This window comes from Massilia sp. UYP32 (genome assembly GCF_050434365.1).
Classification (GTDB): domain Bacteria; phylum Pseudomonadota; class Gammaproteobacteria; order Burkholderiales; family Burkholderiaceae_D; genus Telluria; species Telluria timonae.
Genome location: NZ_JBNDIK010000035.1, coordinates 12353 through 32749 on the forward strand (window position 1 = coordinate 12353; position 20397 = coordinate 32749).

General features: G+C 68.8%; 16 protein-coding genes. 4 read left to right on the forward strand and 12 right to left on the reverse strand.

Annotated elements, in window-relative coordinates; genetic code table 11:
• Nucleotides 1-2: 2 nt before the first annotated feature.
• From ABIB42_RS23435 to ilvB, 4 genes are all read right to left on the reverse strand, one after another.
• Nucleotides 3-2405 (reverse strand): sulfite reductase flavoprotein subunit alpha, encoded by a 2403-nt coding sequence (locus tag ABIB42_RS23435; protein ID WP_313634253.1) that lies wholly within the window; start codon nt 2403-2405, stop codon nt 3-5.
• The gene (locus tag ABIB42_RS23440; protein WP_313634254.1) at nt 2402-3796 is read right to left on the reverse strand and encodes a TonB-dependent siderophore receptor; all 1395 of its coding nucleotides are present in this window, start codon (nt 3794-3796) and stop codon (nt 2402-2404) included. The genes ABIB42_RS23435 and ABIB42_RS23440 overlap by 4 nt, the downstream gene beginning before the upstream one ends.
• Nucleotides 3793-4443, reverse strand: a complete 651-nt coding sequence (locus ABIB42_RS23445; protein WP_429249057.1) for a TonB-dependent siderophore receptor — start codon at nt 4441-4443, stop codon at nt 3793-3795. Before ABIB42_RS23445 ends, ABIB42_RS23440 begins: the two co-directional genes overlap by 4 nt.
• 127 nt (nt 4444-4570) lie before the next feature.
• Complete coding sequence (ilvB, locus tag ABIB42_RS23450) at nt 4571-6337, reverse strand: biosynthetic-type acetolactate synthase large subunit (RefSeq protein ID WP_219864457.1); 1767 nt, start codon at nt 6335-6337, stop codon at nt 4571-4573.
• Nucleotides 6338-6423: 86 nt separating this feature from the next.
• Here ilvB and ABIB42_RS23455 point away from each other — a divergent pair, with 86 nt between their 5' ends.
• On the forward strand, nt 6424-6900 hold the full coding sequence (locus ABIB42_RS23455) for an Lrp/AsnC family transcriptional regulator (RefSeq protein ID WP_071362292.1): 477 nt from the start codon (nt 6424-6426) through the stop codon (nt 6898-6900).
• On the opposite strand, the gene ABIB42_RS23460 is transcribed toward ABIB42_RS23455, so the two are convergent.
• Together ABIB42_RS23460 and ABIB42_RS23465 are read right to left on the reverse strand one after the other, a co-directional pair.
• Nucleotides 6897-8042, reverse strand: a complete 1146-nt coding sequence (locus ABIB42_RS23460; protein WP_005667128.1) for a glycerate kinase — start codon at nt 8040-8042, stop codon at nt 6897-6899. The genes ABIB42_RS23455 and ABIB42_RS23460 overlap by 4 nt on opposite strands.
• A gap of 11 nt (nt 8043-8053) precedes the next feature.
• A complete protein-coding gene (locus ABIB42_RS23465; protein WP_429249058.1) occupies nt 8054-9388 on the reverse strand; it encodes an MFS transporter in 1335 nt (444 codons plus the stop codon).
• A gap of 214 nt (nt 9389-9602) precedes the next feature.
• Here ABIB42_RS23465 and ABIB42_RS23470 point away from each other — a divergent pair, with 214 nt between their 5' ends.
• Complete coding sequence (locus tag ABIB42_RS23470) at nt 9603-10757, forward strand: sugar diacid recognition domain-containing protein (protein ID WP_429249059.1); 1155 nt, start codon at nt 9603-9605, stop codon at nt 10755-10757.
• A gap of 11 nt (nt 10758-10768) precedes the next feature.
• Here ABIB42_RS23470 and ABIB42_RS23475 read toward each other — a convergent pair whose 3' ends face one another.
• From ABIB42_RS23475 to ABIB42_RS23495, 5 genes are all read right to left on the reverse strand, one after another.
• Nucleotides 10769-12103, reverse strand: a complete 1335-nt coding sequence (locus tag ABIB42_RS23475; RefSeq protein ID WP_229410158.1) for an MFS transporter — start codon at nt 12101-12103, stop codon at nt 10769-10771.
• Nucleotides 12104-12350: 247 nt separating this feature from the next.
• A complete protein-coding gene (locus ABIB42_RS23480; RefSeq protein WP_071362288.1) occupies nt 12351-13250 on the reverse strand; it encodes a LysR family transcriptional regulator in 900 nt (299 codons plus the stop codon).
• Nucleotides 13251-13296: 46 nt separating this feature from the next.
• Nucleotides 13297-13776 (reverse strand): DUF1348 family protein, encoded by a 480-nt coding sequence (locus tag ABIB42_RS23485; RefSeq protein ID WP_429249060.1) that lies wholly within the window; start codon nt 13774-13776, stop codon nt 13297-13299.
• A 36-nt stretch (nt 13777-13812) separates the two neighbouring features.
• Nucleotides 13813-14760, reverse strand: a complete 948-nt coding sequence (locus tag ABIB42_RS23490) for a PDR/VanB family oxidoreductase (protein WP_429249061.1) — start codon at nt 14758-14760, stop codon at nt 13813-13815.
• 3 nt (nt 14761-14763) lie between these two features.
• Nucleotides 14764-15690: a pyridoxamine 5'-phosphate oxidase family protein gene (locus ABIB42_RS23495; RefSeq protein WP_312486752.1), complete on the reverse strand. Its 927-nt coding sequence runs from the start codon at nt 15688-15690 to the stop codon at nt 14764-14766.
• Between the two features lie 248 nt (nt 15691-15938).
• Between ABIB42_RS23495 and ABIB42_RS23500 the strand changes: the two genes are divergently transcribed.
• Both ABIB42_RS23500 and ABIB42_RS23505 read left to right on the forward strand, forming a co-directional pair.
• Nucleotides 15939-18707 (forward strand): TonB-dependent receptor, encoded by a 2769-nt coding sequence (locus tag ABIB42_RS23500; protein WP_429249062.1) that lies wholly within the window; start codon nt 15939-15941, stop codon nt 18705-18707.
• Between the two features lie 19 nt (nt 18708-18726).
• Nucleotides 18727-19089 (forward strand): hypothetical protein, encoded by a 363-nt coding sequence (locus tag ABIB42_RS23505; protein ID WP_005667116.1) that lies wholly within the window; start codon nt 18727-18729, stop codon nt 19087-19089.
• Nucleotides 19090-19116: 27 nt separating this feature from the next.
• Here ABIB42_RS23505 and ABIB42_RS23510 read toward each other — a convergent pair whose 3' ends face one another.
• Nucleotides 19117-20382, reverse strand: coding sequence for a sugar MFS transporter (locus tag ABIB42_RS23510; RefSeq protein WP_218918206.1), 1266 nt, complete (start codon nt 20380-20382; stop codon nt 19117-19119).
• Nucleotides 20383-20397: the final 15 nt, after the last annotated feature.

Consider the following 20397-nt stretch of genomic DNA (forward strand, 5'->3'; position numbering starts at 1 on the left):
GCTCAGTAGACGTCGCGCCGGTAACGGCCGGTCTCCATCAGCTGCTCGAGCCGGGCCTGCCCCAGGATAGCGGCCAGCGCCTCGTGCACCGCCCCGGCCATGCCCTGCAGGCTGCCGCAGACGTGGATCGTGGCGCCGTCGTCGATCCAGCGTCGCAGCAGGTCGGCGCGCGCATGCAGGCGGTCCTGGACGTATTCGGGCTGCGGGTCGCGCGAGAACGCCAGGTCGAGTTCGGGCAACATGCCCGCCGACTGCAGAACCGCGAGCTCGGCGGCGCACAGGCTGTCGAAGGCGCGCTGGCGCTCGCCGAACAGCAGCCAGTTGCGGCCCCGTCCCATGCCGGCGCGGCTGCGCAGGTGGCCGCGCAAGCCGGCCATGCCCGAGCCGTTGCCGATATAGATGCACGGACGGTCGTCGTCCGGCGCGTGAAAGCCCGGATTGGCGACCAGGCGCGCACGCACCGATCCACCGATGGCCAGGCGCTCGGTCAGCCAGCCGGAGGCCAGGCCGAGGCCATGCGCGTGGCGCTGCTGGCGCACCAGCAGCTCCAGCGCGCCGTCCGCCTGCACGCTGGCGATCGAATAGCGGCGCGGCGCCGCAGGCGCCTCGGGGACGGCGACCTCGAGCAGGTCGCCCGGCTGCCAGCCGGCCTCCAGGCTTGGGCGCAAGGCGATCTCGTACATCGGCGCGCCCAGGCTGCCGGGGTTGAGCAGGCGCCGCGAATGCAGCACCCAGTCGGAAAACGGTGCGGCCGCGGCGCCGGGCGGCAGCTCTCCCGCCGCGGCGCCAAGCCCGCCCAGCGCATGCATCCAGCGTCCCAGCGCCGTTGCGTCGCCCTGGTCCACTTCGATCAGCGGGAACAGCGGCTTGCCGCCCAGCGCCTGCAGGCGGCGCTCGAGCGCGTGGCCGTAGCCGCAGAAACGCGCGTAGTTGCGGTCGCCCAGCGCCAGCACCGCGAAGCGGCAACTGTCGAACATCGAATGCCACGCTTCCAGCTCGCGGCTGAAGCGCCGCGCGGAATCGGGCGCCTCGCCTTCGCCGAAAGTGCTGGCCACGAACAGCGCCTGCCCGTAGCCGGCCAGGTCGCCCGGCGCCAGCGCCGACACGGGACGCAGGTCGACCGCGCGGCCGCCCGCACGCAGCGCCCCGGCGCTGTGCAGCGCGATCCGTTCGGCCTGGCCGCCCTGGGTCGCGAAGGCCACCAGGACCGGCGCACCCGTCGCGACCACGTCGGTGTTCACCTCGGCCCGCGCCGCCAGGCTGCGCTCGCGCGCTAGCGCACGCTTCTGGCGCCGCCGGCCAAGGTAGAGCATCCAGCCGGTGATCGCGAAGCCAGGCAAGGCCAGGCTGGCCAACATCATGACGATCCGCCCCGGCAATCCGAAATAGGTCCCCGTGTGCAGCGGACGGATGGTGGTCAGGGCGCGCTGCCCGACGCTCTTGTCGGCATGGCGCTCGTCGTGGCGCACCGCGCCGCCGCCGCCGACGGTCATGCGGTTGCGCGCGCGGTCGTGCGGCGCATCCTGCGCGAGCCAGGTCAGCTGGTAGGCGCCGCTCGCGCGCTCCGGCAAGCGGATGGTCGCGCTCGACCAGCCGGGCGCGGTCGACACGAAGGTATTCCAGGCCGGCGCCAGGCCTCCCGCGCCACGCGGCGCGGCGGCGGATCTGCCTTCGCGCGGCTGCGCCATTGGTGCGCCGGCCCAGTCCTGCAAGGCGCCGCGTACGATGTCGAAACTCCAGTAAAGTCCGGTGCCTGCCACCACCAGGTAGGCGACCAGGGCCCAGGTGCCGGCGATCGCGTGCAGCGCCCACAGGAAGGATCGGCCACGCAGCGACGTGTTGAAGGTCAGCCAGCTGCGCCAGTCCTTCTTGCGCGGCCAGCGCAGATACAGGCCGCTGAGCGCCAGGCCCACCAGGCACAGGGCCAGGATGCCGAGCACGATGCGGCCCGGCGCGCGCGGCAGCAAGAGCCAACGGTGCAGCGCATCGACGAACTCGAAAAAGGCCGCGCCACGCACGGCGGGCAGCACGCTGCCGTCATAGGGGTGGATGCGGATTTCCACGCCACGCCGCTCCCCGGGCGGCGGGGCGAAGCGTACGCCGACGGTGCTGCCGGGCTGCGCCGCGATCGAGATGCTGGCGACCCGTTCGCCGGGATGGGCCTGGCGCGCCGCGCGCAGGATCTGTTCCGGCTCCAGGCGCGTCCGCTCCTGCACCGGCACGGCGAACACGCCGGGATTGATGCTTTCCACGATCTCGTCCTCGAACGCGAGGATGGCGCCGGTGAGGCCGATCACGGCCAGCAAGGTGCCGGCCGTGATACCGACGAACCAGTGCAGCTGGAACCAGACCTCGCGCACGGTCGGCAGGCGCCAGCGCCATGGCGAATCCGGCGCCGCCTTCACAGGTCCACCTTCACCGACAGCTTGACCAGGCGCGGCAGGCCGGCCGAGAGGCGCGTGCCGGCGCCGGCCCAGTACTGCTTGTCGCCCGCGTTGTCGATGTTGAGCTGCCAGGTGGTGCGCTTGCCGAAGGCCTGCGTGGCATAGCGCCCGCCCACGCTGAACAGGGTCGTGCCGCCCAGCCAGGCCTGGTTCAGGTCATTCACCGGGCGCCTGCCCGTGTAATACGCGCCCAGGGTCAGCGACAGGCCGGGCACCGCATCGAGCTCGTAGGCCAGGAAGCTGCTGGCGGTGCGGCGCGCCGCGTTCTCGGGCAGCTTGCCGTCGTAGGCGGCGCCGATGTCGCGGAACTCGGGATCGAGCACCTGGGCCGAACCCTGCCAGGACAGGCGGCGCGTGACGCGCCCTTGCGCCGACAGCTCGACGCCGCGATAGCGCTGCTCGCCGTCGGCGGTGAACACGTTGGCGGCATTGGTGTAGTAGCCGGGACGGTCGATGTCGAACAGCGCCAGCTGGGTCAGGAAGCCGCCGCCGGTGCGCCAGCGCGCGCCGACCTCCTTCTGCTTGCTCTCGCCCGGCGCCAGGCGGGTGCCCTCGTTGGCGCTGCCGGCCGGCGCCGCCTCGCCTTCCTCCAGCCCTTCGGCCATCGAGGCATACAGCGAGAAGTCGGCGCGGGCGCGCCAGGTCACGGCCGCCAGCGGGGTGGTTTCGCTCACGTCGTAGCGGTTGGCGCCCTGGCGGCTCGCGTAGTCGACCCGGCGCACGCCACCGATCAGCTGCCACTGGCCCAGCTGGATACGGTCGACCAGGTACAGGCCCTTGTCGCGGCTTTCCAGCGCGGCGGTGGTCGGCTGCGTCGGCACGGCGCCGAAGCCGGCGTTGCGGATCGGGACCGGGTCGTACAGGTTTTGAAACGGGATCGTGTAGTTGGACTGGTAGACCGGCGCCTGGCCCTTGTCGGTGCCGCTGGCGCCGAGCGTCAGGTCGTGGGTCAGCGCGCCGGTCGCGAAGCGCCCGGCCAGCTCGGCGCGCAGCATGTCCGAATCGACGTCCGCGAACTGCGAGTTGCCGCTGATGCGGCCGGCCCCGGTGGCGACGCTGGCCGCATTATCGAAGCGGAAGATCGGCAGGTTGCGCTCGCGTTTGGTCTCGGCGTGGCCGGCCTCCAGGGTCAGGGCCCAGTCCTGGTTCAGCGCGACGTCGGCGCGCAGCTGGACGTTGCGCGCATGCGTCTCGAAGCGCGCCCAGTCGGGGCCGACGAGGCGGCGCGGGTCGACGGCACGCGGCAACTGGATGGCGCCGCCGGCCACCGGCGGCAGGTTGACGCCGACCTGCTCGGTCACGCGGCGCTTGTCGTACTCGAGGTCGGCGCGCAGGCGCAGGCGCTCGCTCACGCGCCAGTCGAGGCGGCGGAGGCGAAACCGCGGTTGCCGTTGCCGACGCCGTCGAGGTGCGAGCCGAGCGTGCCGCCGGCCGCATTGACGCGCACGCCGAATTCCTGGCGCTGCCCGAAGCGGCGCGCCACGTCGGCGCTGGCGACGGCCGAGCCGTTGTCGTCCAACGCCAGCCCGACCGTGTCGACCGGCACGCTGCCGGCGCGCTTGGTGACGAAGTTGACCACGCCGGCCGGCGAAGTGAAGCCGTAGTACAGGGCGGTGGCGCCCTTGAGCACCTCGACCCGCTCTTTATTCTCCATCGCGACCTGGCCGAAGTTCATCAGCGGCAGTGAGCCGTTGAGGCGGTAGTTGGTGCGGTTCTCGACCGCGATGCCGCGGATGACCAGCTGGTCCCAGGTGTCGCCCCCATTTTGCTGGCGGGTGACGCCGGCCGTGTTGCGCAGCGCGTCGTACAGGCCGGCGGCGGCCTGCAGCTCGAGCACCTCGCGCGTGATCACATTGACGGTCGAGGGCACGTCCATGACGTCCGAACCACGAAAGCTCCCCGCCTCCACGGTGTTCGGCATGAAGCCCTGCGCCCGGGTCGCCGTGACGCGCACCGCCTGCATGTCCTGTTCATCGAGCTCCTGCGGCGCCGCCAACACTGGGAAAGCCTGAGACAGGGCAAGGACGATCAGGAGCGGGCGAAGGGGCGCAAGAAGCATGGCATGCAGGATTCATGATGGAAACCGGCATCCTATCGCGAATGAGAATCATTTTCAATACGGACAACTACTGAGCGTGTCGATACCAGCGATCCTTGCCCAGCATGATCTCGTGGTGTCCTCGCCCGGGAGGCATCATCGGGAAGCAGTTCTCGGCCTGCGCCACCCGCACATCGAGCAGGAAGGGCCGGCTGGAGTCCAGGCAGGCATCCATCGCCGCTTCCAGTTCGCCCGCCTGCTCCACCCTCCTCGCCTCCCAGCCGAAGGCGCGCGCCAGCGCCACGAAGTCGGGCAAGGCTTCGGTGTAGCTGTGGCTATAGCGCCCGCCATGATGCAGCTCCTGCCACTGGCGCACCATGCCCATGCAGCCGTTGTTCGACAGGACCAGCTTGACCGGACAGCGGTGCTGCACCGCGGTCGACAGCTCCTGGATATTCATCAGCACCGAGGCATCGCCGCTGACGCACACGACCAGCGCGTCCGGATGCGCGACCTGGGCCCCGATCGCCGCCGGCAAGCCATAGCCCATGGTGCCGGCGCCGCCCGAGGTCAGCCAGCGGCGCGGCGCCTCGAAGCCCAGGTATTGCGCGGCCCACATCTGGTGCTGGCCGACGTCGGTCGAGACGATCGCATTCCTGCCAGCCAGGCGCCCGGCCAGGGTGGACATCAGCTGCTGCGGGACGATCGCGGCATCCTGCGCGGCGAAGTCGAGGCAGCGCTCGGCGCGCCAGGAGTCGATGGTGCGCCACCAATCCCTGAGCAAGGCGGGATCGGCGCGCAGGCCGACAAGGCGGTCCAGCAGGCCGCGCAGCACCGCGCCGCAATCGCCGCGCAGGCCGACATCGGCCGCCACCACCTTGCCGATCGAGCGCGGATCGATGTCGATGTGGACGATCTGCGCGCCTGGACAGAAGTCGGCCAGCCGTCCGGTCACCCTGTCGTCGAAGCGCGCGCCGACGCACACGACCAGGTCGGCGCCATGCATCGCCAGGTTCGCTTCCAGCGTGCCGTGCATGCCGAGCATGCCCAGCCAGCGCCGGTCCGAGGCCGGAAAGGCGCCCAGCCCCATCAGGGTGAGCGTGCATGGCGCGTCCTTCCAGCGCACCAGGCGCGTGAAGGCGGCGCAGGCGTCCAGCCCCGCGTTGATCAAGCCGCCGCCGCCGTAGAACACCGGGCGCCGCGCCTGGCGGATGAGCAGCGCCGCGGCGTCCAGGCCATCCCGGTCGTCGTCCACGGCGCGCAGCATCGGAGACGGCTTTACCTGGCGCCCGAAGTCGGCCGCGTCCACGGCGCGCGCCTGGATATCCTTGGGCACGTCCACCAGCACCGGGCCGGGCCGGCCCTCGCTCGCTTCAACCACCGCGCGCCGGATCGTGGCGACGATGTCGCGCGTGGCGCGCACCTGCGTGTTCCATTTGGTGACCGTGCGCGAGATGCCCAGCGCGTCGCACTCCTGAAACGCGTCGGTGCCGATGGCGGCGGTCGCGACCTGGCCGCTGACGCACAGGATGGGGATCGAATCGCTCAGCGCGTCGAGCAGGCCGGAGGTGGTGTTGGCGATGCCCGGCCCGGAGGTTACGAACACGACGCCCAGCCGGCCGGTCGAGCGCGCATAGCCTTGCGCCGCATGGACGGCGGCCTGCTCGTGGCGCACCAGCACGTGGCGCAGCCGCCCATCCTGGGCCAGCGCATCGTACAAGGGCAGCACGGCGCCGCCGGGATAGCCGAACACGGTGTCGACGCCGCAGGCGACCAGGGTGTCGAGCAAGAGGCCGGCGCCGGTCAGGGCGACCTTGCCGGCGGCTGGCGGGAGGAATTCGGGATGTGGTTTCATGCCTTGAAGTCTATCGAGGAAAGACATGAAAGTGCTTCATATTTTCAGCTAGAATTGCCGCCTTACCTGAATAATTTTCGTCAACAATGAATCAAGAAAGAAAATCTTTCGATGCGACCGACTTGACCATCCTGGGCATCCTGCTGCGCGACTCGCGCACGCCGCTGCAGGAGATCAGCGCCGCGGTCGGCCTGTCGACCACCTCGTGCTGGAACCGCATCAAGCGGATGACGGATAGCGGAGCCCTGCAGGGTTATACGGTCAAGGTCGACCTGCCGAGCCTCGGCTACCACGACCAGCTGATCGTGCAGGTCACGCTCGACAGCCACAGCGAAGAAACGCTGTACGAATTCGGGCGCGCGCTCGAATCGATTCCCGAGGTGCTGGAAGCCTCGCTGATCTCGGGCGACTACGATTATTTCCTGCGCATCGCGGTGAAGGACACGCGCGACTACGAACGCCTGCTGCGCGAACGCCTGTACAAGATCCCCGGCATCCGCCACAGCAAGTCGAGCTTCGTGCTGCGCACCCTCAAGAAGGTCGATACGCCGCTGACGGCCTAGCGCCGCAAATCCATGCCGAGCTTGAGCGCGGCCGCGATATTACGCGCCGTGCACTGCAGGTTGAACTGCGCGCCGGCCAGCACCTCGGCCACCGTCCCCGCCTTCATGACGGTGCTGAAGGTGGCGGCGATGCCGTGCGCGTGCACCGCGCTGGCGTCGTTCGCCAGGCAGCCGCCGATGGCGATCACCGGCTTGGCGTGGCGCCCGGCCACGCGCGCGACGCCGATCGGGGTCTTGCCGTTGACGGTCTGGCTGTCGATGCGCCCCTCGCCCGTGACCACCAGGTCGGCGTCGCGCACGAAGGCGTCCAGGCCCACCGCGTCGGCCACGATCTCGCTGCCGGGACGCAGGCGCCCCTTCAGGAACACCAGCATCGCCGCGGCGATGCCGCCGCCGGCGCCGGCGCCGGGAATATCGGCCACGTCCTGGCCCAGGTCGCGCGCGATCACGCCCGCGTAGTGGCGCAGGCTGGCGTCGAGCCGCTCGACCATCTCGGGCGTGGCGCCCTTCTGCGGTCCGAAGATCGCGGACGCGCCCCTGGGGCCCACCAGCGGATTGCTGACGTCGCAGGCCACCTCGAACACGCATTCTTCGATGCGCGGGTCGAGCCTTGATACGTCGATGCGCGAAAGGAGGGCCAGCGCGGCGCCGCCCGGCGCCAGCTGGGCGCCCTGCGCGTCGAGCAGTTCGACGCCGAGCGCCTGCAGCATGCCGGCGCCGCCATCGTTGGTGGCGCTGCCGCCCACGCCGAGGATGAAGCGGCGCGCGCCGCGATCGAGCGCGGCGCGGATCAGTTCACCGGTGCCGCGGCTGGTAGCCACCAGCGGATCGCGTTCGGCGGGCGCCACCAGTTCGAGGCCGCTGGCGGCGGCCATCTCGATCACGGCGGTCGACTCGTCGCCGCTCAAGCCATAGAAAGCCTCGACCGGCCGGCCCAGCGGGCCGGTGGCCTGCAACACGACCTGGCGACCGCCGGTGGCGGCGACCATGGCCTCGACCGTGCCTTCGCCGCCGTCGGCCACCGGCACCTTCACGTAGGCGGCGTCGGGAAAGATCTCCCGGAAGCCGGCCTCGATGGCGCTGGCGGCTTCGAGGGCCGACAGGCTTTCCTTGAACGAATCTGGAGCGATGACGATTTTCATGGACCTCTCCTTTAGCGATTGACCAGACGGGCAGGCACGACCAGCACCAGCATGGCGCCGATGAACAGGACGGTGGACAGGATGTACAGCGCGACGTCGGTGCTGCCGGTGGCGTCCTTGATCCAGCCGACCAGGAAGGGGCTGACGAAGCCGGCCACCTGCCCCATCGAATTGATCAGGGCCAGGCCGCCGGCCGCCGCCGCGCTGCCGAGGAAGGCCGCCGGCAGGGGCCAGAACATCGGCAGGCCGGTCAGCGCGCCCATCGTGGCCAGCGAGAGGCCGACCAGCACGATCACCGCGTTGTCCGAGAAGTTGGCGGCCATGAGCAGGCCCACCAGCGCCATCAGCAATGGCGCCGACAGGTGCCAGCGGCGCTCGCGCCGGCGGTCGGCCGAGCGGCCCACCAGCACCATGAACACGCCGGCGAACAGGTAGGGGATGGCGCTCAGCCAGCCGACCGTGGTCGCGTTCTCGAAGCCCAGCGACTTGATGATCGAGGGCAGCCAGAAGTTGATCGCGTAGACGCCCATCTGGATGCTGAAGTAGATGAAGCCCAGCATCCACACATGCCAGTCGCGCAGCACGGCGCCGAAGGAATGCACCGCGTGCACGCCCTTCGCGCGCTGCTGCTCGTCCTGGTCGAGCGCGTCCTGCATCGCGGCCTTTTCGGCGTCGCTCAGCCAGCCGGCCTGCCTGATGCCGTCGTTCAGGTAGAAGAACACGGCCACGCCCAGGAACACGGTCGGCAGGCCTTGCAGCAGGAACAGCCACTGCCAGCCGTCCATGCCGCCCTGGCCGTGCGCGAAGTGGCTCAGCATCCAGCCCGACAGCGGGCCGCCGATCAGGCCCGAAACGGGGATCGCCGACATGAACAGCGCCATCACCTGGCCACGCTTGTGCGACGGGAACCACTTGGTGAAGTACAGCACCATGCCGGGGAAGAAGCCGGCTTCGGCCACGCCGGTGAAGAAGCGCAGCACATAGAATTCCATCGGCGTGGTCACGAACAGCATGCAGGCCGACAGCGAGCCCCAGGCCATCATCATGATGGCGATCCAGCGCCGCGCGCCCAGCCGGTGCAGGATCAGGTTGCTCGGCACGCCGAACGTCACGTAGCCGATGAAGAAGATGCCGGCGCCCAGGCCGTACACGGTTTCGCTGAGCTGGAGCGCGTCGAGCATCTCGAGCTTGGCGAAGCCGACGTTGACGCGGTCCAGGTAGTTGAACAGGTAGCAGACGAAGATGAAGGGAATCAGGCGCCAGGTGGCCTTGCGGTAGGCGCCGTCCAACAGGGCCGCGCCGGCGGCGCCGCCCTGGACGCCGGATGTGCTTGCGGTGGTGCTCATGCTGTCTCCGAATTTCTAATAGGGTGATCTGCAAGATTATCGGCCAAACAAGGGATATCCAGCGTCGGCGACACGCACAAACCAGAGCGGGAAATAGCCGGCATTTTTCGTGCAACCTCACAATATTTACCATCATCGGCCGGATTCGGCCTCCTCGGCGCAGGAAGTTTTGTGCATAATCACAAGGTTCGCTCCACCTTCCAGGCCCTACCCCATGCATATCCTCGACACCCGGCTTGCCCAGGAAATCGTCACCCGCACCATGCGGATCATCCCGTTCAACGTGAATGTGATGGACGCCAACGGCGTGATCCTCGCCAGCGGCAACCCCGAGCGGATCGGCGAACTGCATGCGGGCGCCCTGCTGGCGCTGGCCAAGAAGCTGACCGTGGAGATCGACGCGGCGGCCGCGCGCAAGCTGCATGGCGCCCAGCCGGGCACCAACCTGCCTCTCTCCGTGGGCGGCCAGCTGTGCGGCGCGGTGGGCCTCTCCGGCGCGCCGGACGAGGTCCGCCAGTTCGGCGAACTGGTGCGCCTGACGGCCGAGATGATCCTGGAACAGGCGGCGCTGGCGAACGAATTGCAGAACAATTCGCGCTACCGCGAAGCCTTCGTGCTGAACCTGATCCGCTTCGAGGCGGCGCAGCGGCCCGAGCTCGAAGGCTGGGCGCGGCGCCTGGGCCTGGACCTCGAGCGCATGCAACTGGCGTTCCTGCTCGAACTGCAGCCGGACGGCGCCGAGGCCGGGGCCGCCCTGCACGACATCCAGCGCCTGCAGATGCGCCTGCTGGCGCGGCGCGAGGATGCGCTCACCGCCACCGTCGGCCCGTCCGAGATGGTGCTGCTCGATTCCTGGGACCCGGCGCGCAAGGGCTACGAGACGCCGCCGCAGCGGCGCCTGGACTTGCTGGCCCAGCTGGTGCGCGAGGAATGCGAGCTGCCTTTCACGCTGGCGATGGGCATCGCCCTGCCCGGCCTGGAAGGCGCCGCCGTCTCGTACCAGAGCGCGCGCAGCGCTAGCCGGCTGGGGCGCCTGCGCATGCCGCAGCAGCAGGTGTTCAGCTATTACGACCTGGCGCTGCCGGTGCTGCTATCAGGACTCGACAGCGGCTGGCAGGCGCACCAGCTGCGCATGCCGATCGCGCGCCTGGCGGGCGACAAGAGCCGCGCCATGCTGCGCGCCACGCTCGACACCTGGTTCGCCCAGGACGAGAACTCGGCCGCCACTGCGGCCAGTCTCGGCATCCACCGCAACACGCTCGACTACCGCCTGCGCCGCATCGGCGAACTGACGGGGCTGGACCTGGCGCGCAGCGAGGACAAGCTGCTGCTGTACGTGTCGGCGCTGCTCAGCCCCGCAAGCGCCTGATCCCGTGGCGGTCAGCGATCGACCAGCCGCGCCGGCACGGTCAGCACCAGCAAGGCCCCGACCAGCATCACGCTCGACAGGATGTACAGCGCGACGTCGGTGCTGCCGGTGAGGTCCTTGATCCAGCCGACCAGGAAGGGGCTGGCGAAGCCGGCCACCTGCCCCATCGAATTGATCAGGGCCAGGCCGCCGGCCGCGGCGGCGCTGCTGAGGAAGGCCGCCGGCAGCGGCCAGAACATCGGCAGGCCGGCGAGCGCGCCCATCGTCGCCAGGCACAGGCCTATCATGGCGACGACGGCGTTGTCCGAGAAGTGCGCGGCCATCGCCAGGCCCGCCAGCGCCATCAGGAGCGGCGCCGACAGGTGCCAGCGGCGCTCGCGCCGGCGGTCGGCCGAACGGCCCACCAGCACCATGAACACGCAGGCGAACAGGTAGGGAATCGCGCTCAGCCAGCCGACCGTGCCGAGGTCCTCGAAGCCGAGCTCGCGGATGATCGACGGCAGCCAGAAATTGATCGCGTACGCCCCCATCTTGATGCTGAAATAGATAAAGCCGAGCATCCACACATGGCGGTCGAGCAGCAGCGCGCGCAGCGAGTGCACGGCGCTGGCGCCGGGCGGTCGTTCGCGCTCGTCGCGCGCGAGCTCCTCCTGCAAGGCCGCCTTCTCATGGGCGCCGAGCCAGCTGGCCTGGGCCACGCCGTCGTTCAGGTAGAACAGCGCCGCCAGGCCCAGGAACACGGTGGGCAGGCCTTGCAGCAGGAACAGCCACTGCCAGGCAGCCATGCCGCCCTGGCCGTCGGCGAAGTGGCTCAGCATCCAGCCCGAGAGCGGGCCGCCGACCAGGCCCGAGACGGGAATCGCCGCCATGAACAAGGCCATCACCTGGCCGCGCTTGTGCGACGGGAACCACTTGGTGAAATACAGGACCATGCCCGGGAAGAAGCCGGCTTCGGCCACGCCGGTGAAGAAGCGCAGCAGGTAGAACTCCAGCGGCGTGGTCACGAACAGCATGCAGGCCGACAGCGAGCCCCAGGCCATCATCATGACGGCGATCCAGCGCCGCGCGCCCAGCCGGTGCAGGATCAGGTTGCTCGGCACGCCGAAGCTCACGTAGCCGATGAAGAAGATGCCGGCGCCCAGGCCATAGATGGTCTCGCTGAACTGCAGGGCGTCGAGCATCTCGAGCTTGGCGAAACCGACGTTGACCCGGTCCAGGTAGTTGAACAGATAGCAGACGAAGATGAACGGGATCAGGCGCCAGATGGCCTTGCGGTATGCCCCTTCCAAAATGGCCGGGCCGGTCCCTGCCGCGAACGCGCCGGGCCGGCTTGCGGTGTCGAACATGCTGTCTCCGAATTTTTTAGAATAACCCTGACATTATCGTCTGAACCGGAGACAACAGGGGGGCGACGTGCACGGCGCGCCCCGGCGCCCGTTCAGAAGGTGAACACGGTATGGCCGTCGGCCGCGATCTGCGCGGTGGTGTTCGCCGCGCCGGGCAGCGAATGACCCCATTCCAGGAAGCTCGACCGCCAAGAACCATCAGGCCGAAGACAATACATTATTGCGTCAAACGAAACGCAGGGGTTTCTCAGTGGAGATGAGGATTCGCGCGCAGCTGGTCAGCCAGCAGGTCGATGAAGTTGCGCACCTTGGACGAGCCGAACTTGTTCTCGCGGTGCACCAGGTGCACCGGCCATGGCGCTTCCTCATGCTCGGACAGGACGATCTTGAGGCGGCCGTCGGTCAGCTGGTCGGCGATCTGGTAGGACAGCAGCCGGCAGATGCCCAGCCCGGCGCAGGCGGCCTCGATGGCGGCGTCGTTGCTGGTCACCGTCAGGCGCGGCCGCAGGCGCACCATGGCCGGATCGTCGACCGCGCCGAACTTCCACTCGACCCGCGGCGAGACGCCGGTGGCGGCGATGATCGTATGGCGCAGCAGGTCGGCCGGATGCTGCGGCAAGGGGTGCCTGGCCAGATAGTCGGGCGCGGCGCACAGCACGCGCCGCACCTGGCCAACGCGCAGCGCCCTGAGGCTCGAATCGGGCAGGTGGCCGATGCGCACGGCGACGTCGACGCCTTCGTCGACCAGGTTCACGATGCGGTCGAGGAACAGCGCCGACACCTCGACTTCGGGATACTCGTTCAGGAACTGCACGATGCAGGGCATGACGAAGGTCTTGCCGAACAGGACCGGGGCCGTCACCGACAGGTTGCCCTTCGGCGCCGCGTTGACGCCGGCCGCCGCCTCGTTGGCTTCATCGATGCTGGCCAGGATGGCACGCGTGTCGTCCAGGTAGCGCCGCCCCGCTTCCGTCAGGCGCACGTTGCGCGTGGTGCGCAGCAGCAGCTTGACGCCCAGCCGCTCCTCGAGACCGGCAATGGCGCGCGTGACGGCGGCCGGCGACAGGTCCAGGCGCCGCGCCGCCGCGGCGAAGCCCTCTTCTTCGCCGACCGCCACGAAGACGTGCATCAAATGGATCTGGTCCACCCGGTACTCCCTGCGAAATGATGACTTGCGTTGCGCGCCGTCGCGCTCACAGCCCCAGGTCGGACAGCCCCGGATGGTCGTCGGGGCGGCGTCCCAGCGGCCAGCGGAACTTGCGCTCTTCTTCCTCGATCGGCATGTCGTTGATGCTGGCGTAGCGGTTGACCATCAGGCCGTCCGGGCCGAATTCCCAGTTCTCGTTGCCATAGGAGCGGTACCAGTTGCCCGAGTCGTCGCGGCTCTCGTAGGCATAGCGCACCGCGATGCGGTTGTCGGTGAAGGCCCACAGCTCCTTGATCAGGCGGTACTCGAGCTCCTTCTTCCATTTGCGCTCGAGGAAGGCGCGCGCCTCGTCACGGCCGTTGACGAATTCGGCGCGGTTGCGCCAGCGCGTGTCCAGGCTGTAGGCCAGCGCCACCTTGGCGGCGTCGCGCGTGTTCCAGCCGTCTTCGGCCAGGCGCACTTTTTCGATCGCGGATTCGCGGGTGAATGGCGGCAGCGGCGGACGCACTGCGGTGGGCGTTGTCATCGTGAGACCTTTCGATTGGTGGTGGTGGAAGACAGCTTACAGATCGAGTTCCAGCAGCGGGCCCCTGGCCCAGGAGACGCAGGGCGTCATGCCGATGGTCCGCTGCCGGGCGTTCAGGCACACGTCGCGATGCAGCGGCTCGCCCGACACCACGCCAGCATAGCAGTTGCCGCATTCACCACGCTTGCACTCGTAGGAAACGAACACGTCGGCCTCGATCATCGCCTCGAGGATCGACTTGCCCGGCGCGACGTCGAGCGTCATGCCGCTTTGCCGTAAGACCACCCGCAGCGGCCGGTCCTCGTCGTGGGCGCGCGCGCCGAAGCTTTCGACGCGCACGTGCCGCTGCGGCCAGCCCTGCGCCGTCGCGGCGGCGCGGATTGCCTCGAGCAGGACCGAAGGGCCGCAGGCATGCAGCTCGCAGCCCGGCTGCCACGGGCCGATCATCCGGCCCAGGTCGGGGCGCCCTTCGCTTGCGGTGGCATAGGTGCGCACGCGGTCCTCGCCGAGGGCCTGCCAATCGGCGGCCAGCACCAGCCGCGCGCTATCGCGCGCCAGGTAGTGCAATTGGTAGCTGGCGCCGGCCGTCTCGAGCGCGCGCGCCATCGGCAGCATCGGCGTGATGCCGATGCCGCCCGCGATCAGCACGGTGCGGGTGCTCCCCGGGTGCAGCGTGAATCCGTTCAGCGGCAGGCTGACCTCGAGCGCCATGCCCGGCTCGAATTCGTCATGCAGCACGCGCGAGCCGCCACGCCCGCCTTCCTCGCGCTGGACCGCGATGCGCAGCATTCCGCCCTCCTCGCCCACCACCGAATAGGCGTTGCGGTGGCGGGCGCCGGCGCGCGAAGTGAATGCGAGTTCGACGTGGGCTCCGGGCTGCCACGGCGGCAGCGGCGCGCCGCCTTCCGGCGCCAGGCGGAATTCCCTGACCACGGGGCCGTGGCGGATGATGGCGTCGATCAGATACATCATGACGTCAGCCATGACTCAGGCCTCTACCGCCGGATTGAACGGGGAGGCGTCCAGGTATTCCCAGTCCAGGCGCTGCGGCGCGCGGCGCAGCAGCCAGCGCTCGATCGCGATTTCGCAGAAGCGTCCGGTGCCGCCGCTCAGGCCGTGCGGATCGTCCTGGCCATGCAGGATGCATGCGCGGCCGCTCAGCTGCAACAGGCGCTGGCCGTCGAAGTCGGGAATGCACAGGCCCACGCGCGGGTCGACCGTCAGGTTGCCGAAGGTGTTGAACAGGCTGTTGCCGGCGTAGTCGGGAATGCGCAGCAGCGTGTCGTCCACCACCTGGACGAAGCCGGGGCTGCCGCCGCGGTGCGAGGCGTCGGCGCCGCGCTCCTGGTGGTTGCTGGCCACGAAGACGGTGTCGGCGCGGCGCACGATGGCGCGCGCGGCCTGGTCGAGCGCGCGCCCTTCGCCCAGCAGGGCCGGCGCCGACTCGCCATCGATGCGGCGCAGCTGGCGGCGCTGGATGTATTTGGGGCAGTTCGGGTAGGCCTCGCGCACCGCCAGGTCGAAGCCCCCGTCGTCCAGGAGCGCCAGGGCGCCATTGATGCGGTAGCGGCGGCGCGAGCCGAGCTCGATGAACAGGCTGCCGATCGCCGGATTGGCGGCGACGTTGCGCCAGAATGGCTCGTCAGGATCGCGCAGCGCCGCCGGCAGGTCGACGGTGACCTGCGTCGCGCTGTCGGCATGGGCGAAGCCGGGCTGCCCGAACAGGACCGTGGACCAGGGCGCACCCTCCGGGTCGACGCTCGCCAGCACCACCATCGACTGCTTGCCGATGAAGGGCCGGGCGCCGCCCAGGATGGAGTCGGCGATGACCACGCCGTTGCGCTCGGCGATGGCGGCCTCGCCGGCGCTGTGCTGCACGGCGCGTTCGCCGTCGTGGTAAACCGAAGTCGTCATGCTGCGCTCTCCCGGGCTGGCGGCGCGCTGGCCGCGTTCATCGTGGCACCATTCTCATGAATTATGCAAAGGCAGGGAATCGGCGCAATCCGCAATTCATTATTTCTCCAAAAGGAATGCCGGGCCGGATTGCCATCGTCCGCGTATCAGATTCGCAACATCCCTCGTTTCCCGCGCCAATAGTTGTCATTACTGCTCGCCGCGCGATTACACTCCTCGATATTTACGTGGTTTCATAGGGACAATTGATGAATATGAAGTTGAAGGCGGCGGCGCGCGCCGTGCGCGGTGCGCTGCTGGCGGGCGCCTGGATGGCGGCAGGGGCGGCGGGCAGCGCGCTGGCGCAGGAAACGCCGCCGGTGACGACCGACGTTGCGCCGGCAGCCGCGCCGGCGCCGGCCGCGATGCCGAAGGTCGAGGTCACCGGCTCCGCCATCCGGCGGGTGCAGTCCGAGACCGCCCTGCCGGTGCAGATCGTCTCGCGCGCCGAGATCGAAAAGGCCGGCGTGACCACCGCCTCCGAGCTGCTGGCCCGGGTATCGAGCAACGTCAACGGCCTGACCGACGGCGCCAGCATCAATGTCGGCGGCGACCAGCGCGGCTTCAACAGCGCCAACCTGCGCGGCATCGGCACCTCGTCGACCCTGGTCCTGCTCAATGGCCGGCGCATGGCCAACTTCGCCTCGCCCGGCGACGACAGCGGCGTCGACCTGAACAACATCCCGGCCGCCGCGCTGGAGCGGGTCGAGGTGCTGCTGGATGGCGCCTCGGCGCTGTACGGCACCGACGCGATCGGCGGCGTCATCAACTTCATCACCCGCAAGGACTTCCAGGGCCTGGAACTGAACGCCTACGGCAGCACCACCGACGAAGGCGGCGCCGGCAAGCGCACCGCCAGCATCAGCGCCGGCAAGGGCGACCTCGAACGCGACGGCTACAATGTGTTCGCGGTGGCCGACTTCCAGCGCACCAATGCGCTCAATACCTCGCAGCGCAGCTTCATCCCCGGCCTGCGGGTCGAGGAGCGCCTGGGCCACCTGCTGTCGGGCTATACCGGCCCGGCGAATATCCGCCTGACCTCGAACCAGCGCGACCACCTGCAGGAACTCGGCTTCACCATCAACGGCCGCCCGATCACCAACCGCCTGATCAACCTGTCGGCGCCCGATTGCGCGCCGCCGGCCAACGTCTACCTGCCCGACGGCACCGGCGGCGTCGATGCCTGCACCTATAACTACATGGGCGACACCGAGCTCTATCCGAAGACCGAGAAAGCCAGCCTGCTCAGCCGCGGCGTGTTGAAGCTCGGCGGCGGCCACCAGGCCTATGCCGAAGTCGCGCTCAGCCGCTCGAAGTCGTACTACACCGGCTCGTCGGCGCGCGTCACCGGCTATATCGACTACCGACTGGTGCCGCAACTGGTGGGCACCGGCCTGGAAGAACTGGACGACGACTATCCGGGCGAACTGGAGCTGCGCATGCGCCTGTCCGAGGCCGGCCAGCGCACCAGCGAACTGACCAGCGAAGGCATGCGCTTCGTGGTCGGCGTGAGCGGCACCGTGGGCGGCTGGGACTACGACACCGCGTATAACCACAGCGTCAACACGGTCAAGGACCGCGACACCAACGGCTACGTGCTGTACAACGAGCTGATGGAAGGGATCCTGGACGGCCGCATCAACCCGTTCGGTCCGTCCAGCCCGGAGGGCCTTGCCCTGCTCGACAGCATCCAGGTCGACGACGTCGTGCGCCGCGCGCGCGGCACGCTCGACTCGGTCGACTTCAAGTTCTCGCGCGCGCTCATGCCGCTGGCGGGCGGCGAGCTGGCCGTCGCCATCGGCGGCGAGGTGCGGCGCGAGAAGAACAATTTCACGCCTTCCGCCCTGCTCCTCTCCGACAACATCAACAACGACGCGGCGCCGGAAGGCGGCCGCACCACCAGCGACAAGCGCGACGTCGCCGGCCTGTACGGCGAACTGCTGGTGCCGTTCGCGCAGCAGTGGGAGGCGCAGCTGTCGGCCCGCTACGACCATTACGAGCAGGTCGGCGGCGCGGCCAGCCCCAAGATCGGCCTCTCCTACCGTCCGACGGATGCGCTGCTGCTGCGCGCCTCGGCCGGCCGCGGCTTCCGCGCGCCGACCATGACGGAGCTGTTCCGCCCCACCGTCTACAGCAGCACCGCGACCCTGCCCGATCCGGTGTATTGCGCCACCGTCGACAACAACTACGCCGACTGCGCCGACAACTGGGATACGCGCCGCTACAGCAATGCCGACCTGCAGCCGGAGCGCAGCCGCCAGTTCTCGTTCGGCGCCGTGTTCGCGGCCGGCCGCAACGTGAGCGCCTCGCTCGACTACTGGAACATCAAGCGCACCGACTTGATCAGCGAGATCGGCGACGACATCATCCTGGGCAACCTGGCCAAGTACGGCGACCTGGTGCACCGCGATGAAGACGACGTGATCGACTACATCGAGCTGCGCAAGGAAAACCGCGGCGCCCAGGTAGCCAAGGGCCTGGACCTGGCGGTCACGGTGCGCGGCGTCGACACCGCCATCGGTCGCTTTGGCGGACGCCTGAACGGCACCTATGTGCTGTCGTCGGAAATCCAGAACGCGCCGGGCGATGCTTTTGTGAGCAACCTGAACAAGTTCGTGACCGACGGCGTGGTGCAGCGCTGGCGCCATACGGTGAGCTTCGACTGGGAGCGCGGGCCGGTCTCGGCCAGCCTGCAGAACACCTGGTCGAGCGGCTACGACGACCAGAACACGGCGATCAATATCGACGACGGTTCGGTGGTGGCGGCCAACAAGGTCAAGTCGTACTCGCTGTGGGACCTGTCGGCGGCGTATCAGGCGACGCCGCGCCTGAAGCTGCGCGCCGGCATGCAGAACCTGTTCGACGAGAGCCCGCCGTATTCGAACCAGGCCTATTTCTTCCTGTCCGGGTACGATCCGAGCTATACCGATCCGCGCGGGCGGCGGTTCTATGCCAGCGTGAACTATTCGTTCAACTAGACCGCCTGATGGAGGACGCATGAAACAGCTGGGATTGCTCATATTGTTCATGTCGTCCCTGGCCCAGGCCTCCGACCCGCCGGTCTCGGGGACGTTCAGCAGCGCCCGCAGCGCGTCGCCGGACGGCATGTTCAACCTGATCGTGACGGCGACGGCGGAGGGTCAGCAATTCTTCTTTCAGTGCTTCACCGACGGCAAGCCGGAATTCGGCACGCTCACGGGTGTCAAGGGCCGCAAGACCGAGGCCGTCCTGAATGCCGGAGCGGGTTGCCCCGGCAGCAAGGTCCGGATACGGCTGGACTACGAAGAAGCCTGGATCGAGATCAAGGGCAAATGGGTCGCCATCCCGAGGAACGACATCGTCGTGCCGATCGTCGACTAGCAGTCGGCAACCGGCACGGCTGAATGTTTATTTAGCCGTGTACATCGACGCGTACCTCGCGCCGAAATACAGGACGAAGCCATAGCATGCCGCCGGCAGCAGGAACGACACCTGCACATTGAAGGCATCCGCCAGCGCTCCTTGCGCGAACGGCACCAGCGCGCCACCCACGATCGCCATGCACAGGATCCCCGACGCCTGGCCCGTATGCCGGCCCAGCCCATGCAGCGCCATGCTGAAGATGGTCGGGAACATGATGGAATTGCACAGGCCGACGGCCAGGATCGCCCACATCGCCAGGCCGCCCTGGGCAAACGTCCCTACCAGCACCAGCGCGATCGCCGCCAGCGAGTTGAAGGCCAGCGTCTTGCCGGGGCTGACGACGCGCATCACGGCGAAGCCGATGAAGCGCCCCACCATCGCCCCGCCCCAGTAGATGCTGACGTAGTGGGCGGCGTCGGCATGCGACAGGCCGGCGATGTGCGGCTCGCCGATGAAGTTGATCAGGAAGCTGCCGATGCTCACTTCCGCCCCCACGTACAGGAAGATGCCGATCGCGCCCAGCACCAGGTGGCGGTACGCCAGCGCCGATCCTTGGCTTTCTCCCGCCAGCGGCGCGTCGTCGCTGTCGGCGATCGCCGGCAGGCGCGCCAGCCGGAACAGCACCGCCAGCGCGACCAGCACGCCGGCCAGCACCAGGTAGGGGCCGCGCACCGATGCCGCTTCGGCCGCGGCATCGGTTCCCGCCACTGCGACCGCCCCCGCGGCCGACAGGATCAAGAGGCCGCCGACGGCCGGCCCGATCGTGGTGCCGAGCGAATTGAAGGCCTGGGTCAGGGTCAGGCGGCTCGAGGCCGTGCGCGCCGGGCCGAGCACCGCGACGTAGGGATTGGCCGCCACCTGCAGCACCGTGATGCCCGAGGCCAGCACGAACAGCGCCAGCAGGAACAGGCCATAACCGCCGAACGAGGCCGGATAGAACAGCGTGCAGCCGGCGGCGGCCACCAGCAGGCCGGCCACCGCCCCCTTCTGGTAGCCGATGCGGCGGATCAACGCGCCGGCCGGCAGCGACACGATGGCATACGCCCCGAAGAAGCAGAACTGCACCAGCATGGCCTGCACATAGGTCAGGGTATACACCGCCTTCAGGTGCGGGATCAGGACGTCGTTGAGCGACGTGATCAGGCCCCACATGAAGAACAGGATCGTCACGATGACGAGCGCGCTCGTATTGCTGTCGAGCTGCGTCGCCGCGCCCCCGTTGTGGGCGGCAGGCGCCGCCTTGTATGGCATATTGGCCATGCTGTC

Coding starts and splice junctions, on each gene's coding strand:
- ilvB (WP_219864457.1), bottom strand. CDS start 6,337: ATGAAACCACATCCCGAATTCCTCCCGCCAGCCGCCGGCAAGGTCGCC.
- ABIB42_RS23455 (WP_071362292.1), top strand. CDS start 6,424: ATGAATCAAGAAAGAAAATCTTTCGATGCGACCGACTTGACCATCCTG.
- ABIB42_RS23460 (WP_005667128.1), bottom strand. CDS start 8,042: ATGAAAATCGTCATCGCTCCAGATTCGTTCAAGGAAAGCCTGTCGGCC.
- ABIB42_RS23465 (WP_429249058.1), bottom strand. CDS start 9,388: ATGAGCACCACCGCAAGCACATCCGGCGTCCAGGGCGGCGCCGCCGGC.
- ABIB42_RS23470 (WP_429249059.1), top strand. CDS start 9,603: ATGCATATCCTCGACACCCGGCTTGCCCAGGAAATCGTCACCCGCACC.
- ABIB42_RS23475 (WP_229410158.1), bottom strand. CDS start 12,103: ATGTTCGACACCGCAAGCCGGCCCGGCGCGTTCGCGGCAGGGACCGGC.
- ABIB42_RS23485 (WP_429249060.1), bottom strand. CDS start 13,776: ATGACAACGCCCACCGCAGTGCGTCCGCCGCTGCCGCCATTCACCCGC.
- ABIB42_RS23490 (WP_429249061.1), bottom strand. CDS start 14,760: ATGGCTGACGTCATGATGTATCTGATCGACGCCATCATCCGCCACGGC.
- ABIB42_RS23495 (WP_312486752.1), bottom strand. CDS start 15,690: ATGACGACTTCGGTTTACCACGACGGCGAACGCGCCGTGCAGCACAGC.
- ABIB42_RS23500 (WP_429249062.1), top strand. CDS start 15,939: ATGAATATGAAGTTGAAGGCGGCGGCGCGCGCCGTGCGCGGTGCGCTG.
- ABIB42_RS23505 (WP_005667116.1), top strand. CDS start 18,727: ATGAAACAGCTGGGATTGCTCATATTGTTCATGTCGTCCCTGGCCCAG.
- ABIB42_RS23510 (WP_218918206.1), bottom strand. CDS start 20,382: ATGCCATACAAGGCGGCGCCTGCCGCCCACAACGGGGGCGCGGCGACG.